Source organism: Acaryochloris sp. CCMEE 5410 (genome assembly GCF_000238775.2).
Classification (GTDB): Bacteria; Cyanobacteriota; Cyanobacteriia; order Thermosynechococcales; family Thermosynechococcaceae; genus Acaryochloris.
On the sequence record NZ_AFEJ02000001.1, the window covers coordinates 920,017 to 934,416 of the forward strand.

General features: G+C 48.8%; 14 protein-coding genes and 1 pseudogene. 4 read left to right on the plus strand and 11 right to left on the minus strand.

The features are described 5' to 3' along the window. Nucleotides 1–74 precede the first annotated feature (74 nt). Both ON05_RS04000 and ON05_RS04005 read right to left on the minus strand, forming a co-directional pair. Nucleotides 75–1,664, minus strand: a complete 1,590-nt coding sequence (locus ON05_RS04000) for a mechanosensitive ion channel family protein (RefSeq protein WP_010479288.1) — start codon at nt 1,662–1,664, stop codon at nt 75–77. 66 nt (nt 1,665–1,730) lie between these two features. Next, nucleotides 1,731–2,786 carry an adenosine deaminase gene (locus ON05_RS04005; protein ID WP_010479285.1) on the minus strand — a complete coding sequence of 352 codons (1,056 nt, stop codon included), beginning with the start codon at nt 2,784–2,786 and terminating at the stop codon, nt 1,731–1,733. A 231-nt stretch (nt 2,787–3,017) separates the two neighbouring features. On the opposite strand from ON05_RS04005, the gene ON05_RS04010 reads away from it, so the two are divergent. Continuing rightward, on the plus strand, nt 3,018–3,485 hold the full coding sequence (locus ON05_RS04010; protein WP_010479283.1) for a hypothetical protein: 468 nt from the start codon (nt 3,018–3,020) through the stop codon (nt 3,483–3,485). A 73-nt stretch (nt 3,486–3,558) separates the two neighbouring features. Next, complete coding sequence (locus tag ON05_RS04015) at nt 3,559–3,843, plus strand: hypothetical protein (RefSeq protein WP_139026092.1); 285 nt, start codon at nt 3,559–3,561, stop codon at nt 3,841–3,843. A 28-nt stretch (nt 3,844–3,871) separates the two neighbouring features. On the opposite strand, the gene ON05_RS04020 is transcribed toward ON05_RS04015, so the two are convergent. Continuing rightward, nucleotides 3,872–4,750 carry a phosphodiester glycosidase family protein gene (locus tag ON05_RS04020; protein WP_262561170.1) on the minus strand — a complete coding sequence of 293 codons (879 nt, stop codon included), beginning with the start codon at nt 4,748–4,750 and terminating at the stop codon, nt 3,872–3,874. Nucleotides 4,751–4,759: 9 nt separating this feature from the next. Further along, nucleotides 4,760–6,478 carry a Rieske (2Fe-2S) protein gene (locus tag ON05_RS04025; protein ID WP_010479276.1) on the minus strand — a complete coding sequence of 573 codons (1,719 nt, stop codon included), beginning with the start codon at nt 6,476–6,478 and terminating at the stop codon, nt 4,760–4,762. Nucleotides 6,479–6,633: 155 nt separating this feature from the next. On the opposite strand from ON05_RS04025, the gene ON05_RS04030 reads away from it, so the two are divergent. Beyond that, nucleotides 6,634–7,623, plus strand: a complete 990-nt coding sequence (locus ON05_RS04030; RefSeq protein ID WP_201768002.1) for a mucoidy inhibitor MuiA family protein — start codon at nt 6,634–6,636, stop codon at nt 7,621–7,623. After that, a complete protein-coding gene (locus tag ON05_RS04035; RefSeq protein WP_201768001.1) occupies nt 7,577–8,221 on the plus strand; it encodes a DUF4139 domain-containing protein in 645 nt (214 codons plus the stop codon). The genes ON05_RS04030 and ON05_RS04035 overlap by 47 nt, the downstream gene beginning before the upstream one ends. Before the next feature lie 24 nt (nt 8,222–8,245). Here ON05_RS04035 and ON05_RS04040 read toward each other — a convergent pair whose 3' ends face one another. From ON05_RS04040 to atpD, 7 genes and pseudogenes are all read right to left on the minus strand, one after another. Continuing rightward, nucleotides 8,246–8,959 carry a DUF928 domain-containing protein gene (locus ON05_RS04040; protein ID WP_236619127.1) on the minus strand — a complete coding sequence of 238 codons (714 nt, stop codon included), beginning with the start codon at nt 8,957–8,959 and terminating at the stop codon, nt 8,246–8,248. Nucleotides 8,960–9,278: 319 nt separating this feature from the next. After that, nucleotides 9,279–10,319: a WD40 repeat domain-containing protein gene (locus ON05_RS04045; protein ID WP_010479272.1), complete on the minus strand. Its 1,041-nt coding sequence runs from the start codon at nt 10,317–10,319 to the stop codon at nt 9,279–9,281. A gap of 56 nt (nt 10,320–10,375) precedes the next feature. Then, nucleotides 10,376–10,948 (minus strand): ferric reductase-like transmembrane domain-containing protein, encoded by a 573-nt coding sequence (locus tag ON05_RS04050; protein ID WP_010479270.1) that lies wholly within the window; start codon nt 10,946–10,948, stop codon nt 10,376–10,378. Nucleotides 10,949–11,492: 544 nt separating this feature from the next. After that, a pseudogene (locus ON05_RS04055) lies at nt 11,493–11,576 on the minus strand (IS5/IS1182 family transposase); the annotation flags it as partial. A 235-nt stretch (nt 11,577–11,811) separates the two neighbouring features. After that, complete coding sequence (locus ON05_RS04060) at nt 11,812–12,174, minus strand: type II toxin-antitoxin system PemK/MazF family toxin (protein WP_010479268.1); 363 nt, start codon at nt 12,172–12,174, stop codon at nt 11,812–11,814. Nucleotides 12,175–12,405: 231 nt separating this feature from the next. Beyond that, nucleotides 12,406–12,822: an ATP synthase F1 subunit epsilon gene (atpC, locus tag ON05_RS04065; protein ID WP_010479266.1), complete on the minus strand. Its 417-nt coding sequence runs from the start codon at nt 12,820–12,822 to the stop codon at nt 12,406–12,408. Between the two features lie 9 nt (nt 12,823–12,831). Next, nucleotides 12,832–14,286 carry a F0F1 ATP synthase subunit beta gene (gene atpD, locus ON05_RS04070; RefSeq protein ID WP_010479265.1) on the minus strand — a complete coding sequence of 485 codons (1,455 nt, stop codon included), beginning with the start codon at nt 14,284–14,286 and terminating at the stop codon, nt 12,832–12,834. Between the last annotated feature and the right edge of the window lie 114 nt (nt 14,287–14,400).

A 14,400-nucleotide genomic window follows, 5' to 3' on the forward strand; every position in this document is an offset into this window, starting at 1 on the left:
TAAAATTGGATGCCATCGTTCTGCGATATTCATGCTTAAAAGGGGACCAATAATTCTAGTCTGTACAGATGGCTTCAAGGATGAGATCGATATAGCCATAACTGCTGCTGAGGGACGGGGATGGAAATATTGGCTTCGTCGAAGGCTAGCTTTAACCGACGACGCAATTCTCTAGACACGGCCCATTGTTGGAGCGGCTGTGTTTTGATCCAGACCTTCACCACAGGACCCCGATGATCAAAATCATCGACGCCCATTAGTTGCGGTGGTTCTAGAATCTGTTTTTGCCAGTCTGGCTCATCTGCCATGGCCTGGGCAGTAGACTGTATCAAATCCAGCATTTGGTCAATATCGGTATGGTAGGGAATAGGAATGTTGAGATCGACCCGTGACCATTCACTGGAGAGGTTGGCCACAATGCGAATTTCACTATTGGGAATGGTGATCAGTTGTCCTTCGGCATTGCGAATTTGGGTCATGCGCAAGTTTAAAGTTTCAACTACGCCGGTATACCGATCGACTGTGATCACATCACCTACCCCAAACTGATCTTCCACAATCACTAAGAACCCATTGAGGGCATCTTTGATAATGCTTTGAGAGGCAAGGGAAAGGGCGACCCCCACCAAACCGACCCCCGCTAATAAGGGGCCAACATCTACTTTCAGCAGGATTAAGGCCACAATGATGCCTAAGCTAATCCAAATCGGTACAGCAATGCCTTTGATCACATTGGCAATAGTGGAAATCCTCAGCAGCATCCGCCGGGATGCCATGGGGGAGAGAAAGGGGGTGACGGTTAAGGCTAAGGCGAAACGATTGACTAAGGCCCAACTCAGTCGGATCAGCAGATAGGTGACCAACCCAACCCCAGTTAAAGTGAGGGGAATGGGTAGGCTCTTGAGCAACCAGATATTGATGGGACGGGTGTAGGGAAATCGGTCCAAACAGATGAGCAGGCAGATTATCCCAATTGAGATTTGCAGAATACTGAGAACTTGCCGGAGCACCCCGAGGAATCCTACCCAAAATTGGACCGGCGGCAGCTCCAGCGATCCATCTGTTTTAGGGGCGGCGACTGCTTTGGCGGGTCGTCTTAACCGACGTTGCCAAAAATGGACGAGGCGATTTAAAAGTACGGCACACCCAATCACGGCGGCAGTCAGGATACCCTGCTGTCGCAAGAACTGGGGCTGGCGCTCGGTCCTAGCGCGACGCAGGGCTGTTTCTAAAATGGATTTGATTTGATCATCTAAGGTGGTGACGTCCAGCCCTCGCAGTTCCGCATCCAGGGAGGTGATGGTCATCAAATGCTGATCATCAACATAAATGACGGGTAAGTTATTGCTGATCCGAATGTCTACCTTGGGGTCGGCTGAATCTGAGCGGAGATACTTGCGTTTACTGGTCTCCAGACTGTCCTGGACGGCTTGAATGCGTTCAGCTAGATTGCCTTTAGTGGCCGTGATTTTGAAGAGACGGCGGCCATCCAACCAAATCCAATCCGAAACCAGAGGGTTCGACAAGTTCGGAATAATTAGTGGCTGCTGGGTTGAGGGGTTGGCAACGGGACTGGGGGCTTGAGCCCAGACCGGGATATGCAAAAGGAGCGTTAAGATAACGCTAACTAAAGCGAGAATTAGTCGACGGCGGATGGCAGGCATTCACGGTTTGGATGGTGTCTCAATGTTCTACGCTGGCTGCCAATGCCACCTTTTCTAGGATTGGAATTAGGTGGCAACCGTCGCTCGATTTGGCTTTATGGCAGCAGGAGCCCAGTTTAGAACATCATTCAGAATAGCAGCTGGACCTTGATTTAGGGGCCAAGCAAAGGCATGGCGGAAGGCATTTTCTTGGCAAGCTCTCAGTTGATCGAAGCTAATCACGTCTTGAGTGAGGAGAGTTTCGTACTCAAAGGGTAGGCGAACATTGTGGAGACCAGCATTATCGGTGCAAATGGCCACATCAACGCCAGCATCAAAACAGCGATCAAACACCACTTGCAGTTGCTGAATACTCTGTAAGGTCCCAGTTTTGAGATAGGTGGTGGGGCAAATTTCTAAGCATTGCCGACGTTGGGCAACGGCAGGGAGAAGTTCTGGATGCTGCAAGGGGATTTGGATACCATGACCAATCCGCATCAGGTAGGGCAGTAATTCGGGGTGGGCACCGCCTTCCGTTTCATAGAGATGGCAGGTGGTTTTAAGGTTTAGAGAGCGGGCATAGGCATAGAGATCGACAAATTCATCCATGCGATCGCAATACAAATCATCCCCACCAGCTAGGTCAATCCCGCAGACATACTCCGGCATTTGGGCCGCAATCTCGACAATGGCTCGGTTGACCTCATAGGGCAAGCGCGCATGCATACAGAGAATTTGGCTGGTGACGATGGGATATTCTTTGACCTGGCTCGCCTGACCGACAATTTCGACAATCTCCGCCGTTTGATCAATCCGTTCCGTTTGACTGAGCTGGTCTGAGGTGCGCAGATAAGGGGTATACCGCATCTCCATATAGGCCAGATTCTCGAACACGTAAGCGCCGCGAATCAGGCGATAGATAAAGTAAGGCAGGGTTTCGCGAGTTTGAACGCTTTCCACTAGAGTATGCAGTTCTAGATACTCGGCCAGGGATTCCCGAGGACGACAGTAGAATTCTTCAAACTGGGGATAGTCCGTAAAGGGTTTGGCCAAATCGGGGCGGTTGCGTTTGAAATATCGCCACAAAATCCGTGGCACTACCGATCCACCTAAATGTCGATGCAACTCAGCGTATAAAGACACAATGACCCCTTGCTATGCCAGCCGGAAACTTCTCTTCAATATAAGAAATATTTTTAGAGTTGTGTGGTTAAGAATTCATCCCAAATTGGACATATCCAGTAACGCAAAATTCATTCTATTTTTCCGTATCTTGCATAACGAATTGCGCCCATCCCTAGAAGAAGGTGGAGACCGCTCAACGGTGGCTATCGTTGCTTCAGTCTCAGCTCAATTATTAGGAGAGAATTCATTATGAAAAGAATCATGATCGGTGGAGTAGCTATCGTTACGACAGCTTTGGCCCTTTCTGCCTTGACCACCCCGGCCCAAGCCAAAACCAAAGGGTTCAATGTCAAAGCCAATGGGTATTGGGCCAAAGGGCATTGCTATTTCGGCAGCATTAATGCTAAATGCGTGGTCAAAAATCGTAAGGGAAAACGGAATCCCAAACGACGTAAAGCAACGACCGAAATCATCTCTTTCTATGTGTTTAACCAAGGCCATTCTGCACCTATCAAAACTCGCTGTACCAGCAGCAAGCGCTGCACCCAGAAACTCGACTCACTGGGTTATCTCAAAAAGCCGATTGGCATGTGGTCTTGTATTCGCGCTAAGAATCTCAATAACAACAGATATCGGACGTTTTGGGTGGGTCTTAGCAAGTTCAATCGGCCCCTGGGGAGAAGAACCCAAGCCATGGCCAATGCCTGCCAGTCCTAGATCTGGGCCATCGGGATTAAACAGCTAGCCTCTTGGGGGGACTGAAATTGAAGCCTTTCTAAAGGACGATTCGTTGAATGTCTATTCATGCCAATTAAATGGTTTAATGATCTCTGGAACCTTTGATGTGTGGACTCCGATGGCTCTGTTAACCGTAGATAAAATCGAACAGCTTCGTAATCAACTGGAAGCCTGTACGAATCATCAAACTGCGTCAGCATTGAAAGTTGCGATCGCAAGACTGGAATCCCAACTCCAACCTCCAACCCCCACGGAGCCTGAAACTCAGCTAACGGACGAAATTCTCCAACCCCTGATCGCTCAAGGCAGTATCAAGGTGTATCATCCAAGCCGTTAGTGCTCCGTCCTACCGATTGATTTCAGCTTTATTTAGGTGCATTCTCCAGCACCATCAAAACTGACTTTACAGGGCGAAGCAGTGGCTCTCCTTGCAGGCTTTTACCCGTAATCACTTGGTCTTGATAGATCAGCGAAGACGAACTGCCCCCATCTAGATTTAAGGCGGACACTGCACCCTGCTGTTCCATAAAATCGGCTAGCTCAGGGAGTGAAAGTCCAGGCTTGGTAGCAGATTGTTGCTCCACCATTACCCAGATAACATCCCCCTTACCCGTAATCCCAACCGCACTTCTAGCATTGGGCTGACGGCTGCCAATGGCATCTCGAATCACCTGGCCATCAACTGAGTCGGTGAATCCTTCTGCTTGTGAGGTCAATTGAGGAAGAAGCTGAGGTCCCGCTCCCAGGGCGTAGTTAAGGGTGCAGTCTGGAGGAATAGGCTGGCTATATAAGCTAATGGCATAGGTAGTCTTAGCACCACATTGATATTGCCGAAACTCCGAGCGATTAAGGATCTTTGGTAAATAGACTTTCAGATCAGGATTATCCACCAATCTTGAATTCTGAGTCGGGTCAGCCAGGGTTTGTCCTCCTCGCCGAATATAGGAGGTGGTTAGCTGATTCGCAGGGTCAAAATATCCCCCATTGATTACGGCAACTGGCTTGGGAGTGCCCTGAGCAAAATCAACCACGGTTTGGAGTCCGTCCACGACATCAAGACGAACGGTATAGCGAGGATGGTTTGGGATCCGCAGGACATGCACCGTTGCCTGCGATAGTTCCTGCTTTTGATATTGCATAGTGGGGGGTGGTTGCTGCGGCTGTGGCGAGAGTTGAGACGGAGCAGAACACAATCCCAAGCCCATAACCAAAGACATGCTGATAGACCATCCAATCAATCTCATATCTATCTCCTACTCAAAGACCTGATCCCCTTGCTGGAGGCGGTGGGCAATCCGATAAGTTTGGCCTTGGGCTCTGGCCGTGGGGGCATGGGCCGCTAAGTAACGGGAGGCGGCTACTAACCAATAGGGACGGGTAGGGCTGTCTGACCATTGTTCATACTGGCGAACCGCAGCCTCTATTTCCTGAATGGTGTGAAAATTGCGATCTTCCCGGAGCAAGAGTTTCCCCAGCTCAGCCAGTAGGTGGGGTACTTCTCCCTCGTTAAATTGAAACTGAGCCACCACTTCGCCTACTGCCTTGACCTGCTGTTGGCGATCGAGCAAGTCAGGAAGTTCGGCCAAAGAGGGGGCTTGGGATTCAGGCCGAGGCAACGGCACCGGAGGAATATTCAAAAACCGATTGAGATAAATCCGCATCGCTGCATCAAACACCCCCCGCAAGAGGGTGACAGAAGGAACTCGCCGCAATCCCTGACACACCGCATTGGCAAAGGTAAAGGTGTGATGGGCAATATCCCAATCTCGAAAATCATTATTGATGCTGAACTGAGCCACCCGCCTAGCGGCAGCATAGGTGACCACCTGGGCCAATTCCACATCGCTGCATCCGTTCTGAATCGCTCGAAGCAACTCGTTAATAATCAGGGCTGGATCATCGCCCAAGAGGATCGGGATTAAGGCCCCTTGATCCACTGGTGTCTGCTGAGATGCTTGATAAATTTGCGGCAGCGTCGCAAAAGCTTGCTCCAAGAGAGCCACCAAATCAACGGGACTCCGCCAGGCACTAGACTCTTCCATCCGTTCAGCATCGGTATACCCCCTGACCAAGCTGGGCAAAATGGTCTCGGCCTGATGCCAACCCACTACATCCAGTGCTTCAAGGGCTTTATTGGTAAAGTCCAGGGTATGCCCGCCATCCAGAAACCGGTGATCCGTGGCAGCAGCAAACAGCATCTCGGCAATCTGCGCTGGAGGCGCATCACTACGGATAGCGGAAACGAGACAGCGTTCGGCTCCCTGCTGATCTCGAACCTCTACAAATTCCCGAAACCAACCCTTAAGAGTGGCAAACTCAGCGGTAGATTGCGGTAAGGGTTGAATATCAAAGCGGGGCGGTGAACCTGCACAATCTCGGGCGACAGCGCTTAACCCGTGATAGAGGGCTAAAGGTCGATCTTCTTGGTCGAGATGAGGCAAGAGATTGGCCATACAGGTCAAGATCGTTAAACCTGCTCCCCAACCGGCCCGACGATAGCGGCTGCCAAAGGCTAACCCAATTTCAATCAGTTCTGCCGGATCGACGCCCAAGGCCAGTAATGCCAATATCGATTTAGCAATCACCAGGGAGATGCTTTGCTCCAAGCCATCCGTAAGGCGCTGCCGATAATAGGCTTTTCGATCCTGAGGCGTGGACAGATCCACCCAAATCTGGCCCTCCCGGATCTCCACGGGAAATGCCTGGACATCATCGGCCCACAGATCAAAGGTGCCTCCACTGGCTAAGTCAAAGCGGGCATGGTGCCAGTGGCAAATCAGAATACCATCCTGGGCAGTACCTTTATGAAGCGGGAAGCCCATATGGGGACAGCGATTGTCGATGGCAAAAATCTGCTCTTTTTGCCGGAAGAGGGCAATGGCTTTACCGTCCACATAGACGACATGACAACCCGATTCCGAGAGATCGGCCAGATCAGCCACGTAACTGAATGTGCGATCGCAAGTCTCCATGCCTACCTCGTCCTCAAGGGAACCTTCTTGCTGGGGTATCTTCAGAATAATGCTCTAGCGTTGATGGGATTTAGGATAACTCACTTAGTGCTAGGGTGTGGAACGGTCCTCGAATTGAAAATCCCTCTGCTCCGAATTGTCTCCTACTCAAGCCCATGCAAACCACGATTGACACTCAGATTACAGCGGTTACCGTCTATAGCCGCCAGGCCCAAATTACTCGCCAAGGCACAGTTGAACTGACAGGCAGTGAGCAGGAGATTATCATTCCTGATTTACCCATGACCTTACAAACCGATTCGGTGCGGGTTTCCGGTTCTAGTACCCAGACGGTGCAGTTACTGGGGGTAAGGACAGAGTCCGTGGCAACCCTTGAATCAACTGAGCCAGAAGTGGCCCGAATCGAAGCTCAAATTAAAAAGCTGCAGCGCCAGCAACGACGCTACCAGGATCAATTAGCGGCAGTGAAGCTAAAGTTGCAGGCCGTAGAAGCGCTCAGTACCAAAGCCATTCCAACCCTGTCGAAGCAAATTGTCAAACAGCAAACCCTGACTGAGGCCCACGCCCTCTTCGAGTTTTGGGGTGAGCAATATGAAAACTATAGCGATGCAGTGACCCGTATTGAAGGTCAACAGGAAAATCTCCAGCAGCAAATTCAATTACTGGAAGACCAACTCCTAAAACTACAAACCCGTCGTCCCCATGAGCGCTATCACCTTGTTGTCAAAATTGCTGCCATAGCAGGCAGCCTGGATTTAGAGGTCATCTACCGAGTCAATCAGGCTCAGTGGCGTCCCCTGTATGATTTACAGTTCAATACCGAAACGGGTGTTCTGGGCCTGGCCTATCTAGCAGAAGTGGAGCAGACCACAGGAGAGAGCTGGGAGGCCATTGATTTAACCTTATCCACTGCCAAACCTGGACTCGGTTCTTTACCCCCCAAGCTAGAACCTTGGTATATCAACTTACCCCAGCAGGTAGAAATGCTAAAACGGCGAAAGTCCGCTGCACCAATGGCTGCGGCGTTAGAAGTTGGAGCCGACCTAATAAGCAGCTTCGCCTCCCCCCCCCAGCCCAGCCTCAAGGAAAATGGCTCGGGTGGCAACGGCAGACATCTCCAAATCTGGGACGGTGGTCTCTTTTAGTATTGGAGGCAATAGTGATATCCCCAGTGATGGCAACCCCCATACCGTCACTTTGGCCAATCAGGACTATCCGGTGGACTGTCAGCATATTGCCATGCCCAGCCGAGTGAGTTTTGCCTATCTCCAAGCCACCGTGAAAAACCCGACGGACGGTGTTACCCTCTTGCCAGGGAAAGCAAATATTTTTCGCGATCGCATGTTTGTCGGCTCTGCTCAACTCAACCATACAGCCCCAGGGCAGGAATTCAAGACCGATCTCGGCATTGACGAGGGATTGGGACTTGAGCGAGAACTCACCGAACGCCAGGTCGATAAAAAACTGATTGGCGGTCAGCGCCGCATTACGTTTGCCTATCGCTTAGTGGTAACCAATTTCCTGGAGCAAGCCGCCAAGCTCAAGCTAACAGAACAACTACCCGTTAGCCGAGATGAGCGCCTTAAGATCCGACTGACCCAGAGCCAACCCAGAATTGAGGCAGGTGAGCTGGGACAGTTGGATTGGGAACTAGTCCTATCACCTCAACAACACCAAGTCATTGAGTACCAGTTCACTGTTGAACATCCCCCGACTGAGTCTGTGCAAGGCTTAGGTATCTAGCCCTTATCTTGTAATCAATGAGGTCTACAGAGCCGCAAGCTGGTTTAACTGCACAAACTCAGACTCCATCAGCTCTTTCCACGCCTGATTTACGGCAGGACTAGTGGGATTGGCTTGTTTCTGCTGGGCTAGTTCTTGGACGGCGTCATACCAGTAGCCTGCTTCAGCATACACATCAGCCTTATTTCCTACCGCCAACTGATTCGCAAGCTGAGGACTGGGTGGTGTATAGGTGATCCACCCCATGGCAGAAAGTCCGCGGCGGTCATTCCCAGAACAGAGGAGCCGGACCATCCAGCGATAACTCTTGCCTGCTTCTAAAGACTGAGTTGTGCCTTCCTTCGGTATAGAAACACTAGCCAGGCCCCCCTCTCCAGAAATGCGCGAGGTCGAAGCATAAATTAAATCCGTGGGGTTATCCTCAGCATCCACGCTGTACAGAGAAAAGTTGACGTATTGATAGGTGTTTTGAGGAATAAACCAGTAGAACGTCGGCGTTGCCGATGCCGTCAAACCGACATTACTTTTAGGAACGAGGGTCGTTAATGTGGGGTTGCCACTAGCTTTACATCCCCCGCCTCGGGTGGCTAATCCTCGGCGATTCCCTGGTTTGCCAACAGTGCCCCCCGGATTAAACCGGGCATCGCTCGGTAACGCTTGTAAGCAAATTCCAGCGATAGATGCGATCGCAATACTCTTAGCTAACAAGGGCATACTACGGGACAATATCTTAGACATACCGTCGCTTGAGACCTCTACAGAACAAGAAAAATTTTGAGTAGTAACTCTGGGAAAGGAATTGTAGCCTGTCTCAGTCGTAATGCTCAAGACAAAGCTATAGATCTAGATTATGAGCGCATTAGTACTAGTGAATACCCCATATACTCAGGGATTATCAAAGCCGTCCTATACATTAAGCCAGCTAACTACCTAATTTACTGTTCCCCACCAGTTAAACCGCTCTATCATTTTATCTGACTGGATTTTGAGGCTTTGTGTTCCAGCTCACTGGCCTTTTTAGGCCAGTGAGGGCAACATACCATTTGCCGAGCCCAGGTCAATGGAAAGCCGTTGTTGCAGCAATCGGCCACACTCTTACGGTGGCATCACTCCCTGAACTCACTAAGGTTTGACTATCAGGACTAAATTGGATGGATTGCACTGACTTGGTATGTCCAACCAAATTCTTGAGGGGCTGACCGGATACGGGATGCCAGACTTTAATGGTGCGATCGTAACTCCCACTGGCTAATTTACGGCCATCTGGACTGAAGGCAACGGATAAGACAGGTGCATCATGCCCCTGTAGGGTATGCAGGAGTTTTCCTTGGGAAAGGTGCCATACTTTCATGCTCTGGTCTTCACTGCCACTTGCCAGTAAAGCACCATCGGGACTAAAGGAGACCGATTGCACCGCTCCCTGATGCCCCTCTAGAGCAACACTCGGGGACAGACTATCCCGTTGCCAGAACCTGACGACACCATCCCGACTTCCTCCAGCTAAAACCTGACCATCGGGACTAAAGGCGAGGGATAAGACGACCGTAGAAGCTTTCTTAACTTGCAATTGACGGCCCGATTTCAGATCCCAGAGCCTGATGGTTTTATCGGCAGCACTGGCAGCCAAGGATTTGCCGTCTATACTAAGAGCAATCGCAGTAACGTCATCTGCGGCATCTTCTAAAGTATGTAAATGTTTACCCGTTTGTAGGTCCCATAAACTAATCCGGTTATCCCAGCTACCGCTGACGAGTGTTTGGCCATCAGCACTGATCGTTAAGGATGAGATAGCATCTTCATGGGCTTGCAGGGTTTGGCGCAAGTTACCAATACGCAAATTCCATAGCTCAACCTTGCCATCATAGCGGCCACTGGCCAAGGTTTCACCATCGGGACTGAGTGCGATCGCATAGATCCATACACTCTGATTTTTCAATGTTTGAAGCGTCTTGTGAATGGTTGACATGGATTCAGACGGCACAGCTGGATAAGCAACCGTTCGACCCAGTTGTTCATGGGCTTTTAGGGCATATAAAGTGGCTGCAGTAGAGAGCAAAAGAAACATAACCCAGTTGCGTTTTTGAGTAGATTTAGCCATCTTGCCTTTCCTAGTGAGTACTTGAGGGTGATTGAGCGATGGTGAAGAACCATCAGCTAGTCTTTTTTGGAGGCTGTTGCCTCTGGTGCTTTCGATTGAGACGATTGCGCTTTCGATTTATCAAGGACATAGTTTTCGCGAATAACTCGAATCACAAATAAAGCCGTAATTATTCCAGTTATCAATAGAGAAGGAGGAGTAACCCAAGTCCAATGCCCCCACATTTTGTCGATCACATGCCACAGCAACAAGAACATTGCTAAATAAGTTAACTTGTGAAGTTTTTTCCAGCTTTTTTTGAGCTTTTTTACACTCCAGTCATTAGAGGTAATCGCTAATAGAGTAAATATGAGAAAAGTAAAAATACCTTGACAGTAAATCCAGTAAGTTTGGATATCTAGAAAGTCAAGTTCTCTCTTAGAGACCATCCAGTAGCCATGGATAACAGACAGTAAAAAGGCAATAATTCCGAGCAGTCGACGCTGAATTAGTAATTTTTTAGGAATACCTGTTGTTTTCGTAGATGGAAATACAACCCTTAAGATGGTGGGTAATAGAGTGACGACATACAGCAGAGCAGCACTAAACCCAGCCCAGTTAGCAAGAGGGGGATAATCAAGCCTAAACATAGAACTCATTGCGTGAAGAGGTCAGTAAAATTGATGCTTTTCACCTTCTAGTTACATAATTGAAGGTTATAAAAGAGGATAAATTGATTTAAAACAATAAAAAAGAAAAGTAATCAACAAAGATAAAATCAATATCATTTACCTGATTGATTGTTTAGTTTTCGATGAAAATAGTTTGAAGACAATTAAATAAGACTGTTAAAAATAAATTTAAATCAGTTCCTAAAATGTATCGGCCATACCATAAGATCGAATTGATTAGTCTTCTTATCTATCTGAATTGAATAAGTAAAATACGCAAATTCTTTAAAACTTCTTGTGATAATTTTTTTAGTAGATCATTTATCTGTATTTCTCTACCAAAGATTACCGTCTTAATAAAAATTTTATGTTTTCTGCAATTTAGTCAGTTGATGTTTGAGAATTTGAGGCTTCCAAAAAAAACTTGGTTAATAGGTTATTATCGTCAAACAATAATCTCAAAGAGAGATTTATCAGTCCTGAATCTAGGAGAATGCGTGAAAAGTGAACAGCGTCTCAGAGTTCAGGCCACCCGCCTGACCATGAGTTGAATCATGCAGATATAAATCATCGCCTCTGACGAATTGGTTAATCGCTCGTAATCTTTTATAGGTGGGCCACTACTAGAGAGCCATACTGACTCGTGAGTAGGAGGATTGCGATTATCTTAGTCCCAAGCGTTTCGATGCTTATAGAAATGAGTGAGGCCACTGTCTACGCTGTGATGACTCGCGTAATGCTAAGGCGATTGACTGCCTAGAGATTCATTGTATAAATGACCTCCTAGCCCCAGCGCCCCACTAGCTGATAAATCAACTCTCTTAAAGCCAAGAGATCAGCCATTAGGAAACCAAAGTCTCTAATTTTGCCAGAACCTCGTCAATAACATCATCGGGGGATCGTTCAACAAAAATAGCACCCCGAGAGATGCAATCGATTGATTTAATTTGATTCACAAGCACAACTCCCCGAATTTTCATTGGAGGGGTTAATTCAACTTCAAAAGGCCAACCCTTCTGGCGACTCGTGATTGGGCAAACCAAGATTAAGGTAGAAACTTTATTGTAAGCCGCAGGAGAAATGATGAAAGCAGGGCGGTAAACCTGTTCTCGTCCAGATTGAGGTTTAAATTGGAGATTAAAGATGTCTCCTCTGTCTGGAATAGTGCCACCAATTTTACCAAACCTTATCTCCTTCAGGTTCACACCAGTCTACTTCCTGGTGCTGTAAATCAGGAGATACACCTTGGAGAAGTTCCTGTAGAGAATAAGTAGGTCTCACTGGAGACAAGACAATCTTATTGCCTTCTGTGGAAATGGAAATGGTTTTCCCTGCTTTTGATCAGTTTTTCAGCTAGGTCATTGTTGGGTAAATTCCATAAAAAAGAACTGAGCCCTGCTAGTGCAAGGCTCAGAACAGTCAACAACCAATGAAACTTAGATATTAACGACTTCGCCAGAGGCTTGCAGTCGAGCACGGGCGCGTTTGAAGTCACGTTGGGCTTCATAACGCTCTTGCTTATCTCCGCTTTGCTCGGATTGATCTAATCGAGCTTGGGCGGCCGATAGAGTGGAACGGGCTTCTTCTCGATCAATGGTGTCACCGCGCTCAGCACCGTTCACCAAGATCACCACTTCATCGTTTTCAACTTCAACAAAGCCACCCATCAGAGCGATGGAAACCCAGTCTTTCCCAGGGCGAACCCGCATGACCCCGACATCAAGGGCCGAGAGTAAGGGTGCGTGACCGGATAGGATACCGAGTTGCCCCGTGGTGCTGGGCAGAATGACTTCTTCAGCCGCAGAGTCCCAAACCGTTTTGTCGGCAGCAATGACTCGTACTGTTAGTGACATAATGCCTCCTTACTTGCCTTCGGCTTTCATTTTTTCAGCTTTGGCAATGGCTTCATCAATATCACCCACCAGGTAGAACGCTTGCTCTGGTAAATCATCTAGCTCACCACCGAGGATCTTTTGGAAACCAGCGATGGTCTTTTCGAGAGAGACATACTTACCAGGGGAACCCGTGAAGACCTCAGCCACGAAGAAGGGCTGAGAAAGGAAACGCTCAATCTTACGGGCACGGGCCACCACTAAGCGATCATCTTCAGACAATTCATCCAAACCGAGAATGGCGATGATGTCTTGGAGTTCCTTGTAGCGCTGCAGAGTAGACTGTACTGCTCGAGCGGTAGCATAGTGCTCGTCAGAGACGATGCCGGGCTGCAACATCGTAGAGGCAGAATCCAAGGGATCCACAGCGGGGTAAATCCCTTTAGACGCCAAACCACGAGACAACACGGTGGTTCCATCTAGGTGAGCAAATGTGGTGGCTGGAGCGGGGTCAGTCAAGTCGTCCGCAGGCACATACACCGCTTGAATAGAGGTAATCGATCCTTCGGTAGTGGAGGTAATACGCTCTTGCAGGTCACCCACGTCCGTACCTAGGGTCGGCTGATATCCCACCGCAGAAGGCATCCGTCCGAGTAGCGCCGATACTTCAGAACCGGCTTGCACAAAGCGGAAAATGTTATCGATAAACAACAGCACGTCTTGCTTGTTGACATCACGGAAATACTCAGCCATGGTCAACGCAGACAGACCCACGCGCATTCTGGCTCCGGGGGGTTCGTTCATCTGACCGTAACACAAGGCAATCTTAGAATCGTTGAGGTTGTCCTTGTTAATCACGCCGGATTCGATCATTTCATTGTAGAGGTCGTTCCCTTCACGGGTTCGTTCACCCACACCACCGAACACAGACACACCACCGTGGTTGGTAGCAATGTTGTTGATCAATTCCATCATGATCACGGTTTTGCCCACACCCGCACCACCGAAGAGGCCAATCTTGCCGCCTCGACGATAGGGAGTGAGAAGGTCAATCACCTTGATGCCCGTTTCAAACACAGAAGGCTTGGTTTCCAAGTCTGTGAGTTTAGGCGCTGGGCGGTGAATGGGGAAGGTTTCGTCGGTACCGACATCTCCTTTGTTGTCTACGGGCTCGCCCAAGACGTTAAAGATACGACCCAGGGTGGCTTTACCTACAGGCACGTTAATGGGGGCACCCGTATCGGTAACTTCCATGCCCCGAACGAGACCGTCCGTAGAACTCATGGACACAGCGCGAACTTGGTTGTCGCCTAATAGCTGCTGGACTTCGCAAGTTACGGAAACATCGTCTCCGGCAGCATTCTTACCTGTTGCCTTCAAGGCGTTATAAATCTTGGGCAGCTTCCCACTGGGGAATTCAACGTCCAAAACAGGACCAATAATTTGAGAAATGTAACCAGTATTCTTATTCGTGGTGGTGACCATGCTCACGCCTACTCTAGTTGTGATGACTGTTATAACTGCTTTTACGCGCAGCTCAGACGTATGATTTCGCCATTTCTAAACCTATCATTTAAGGGACTCAACGTAAACTTTCTT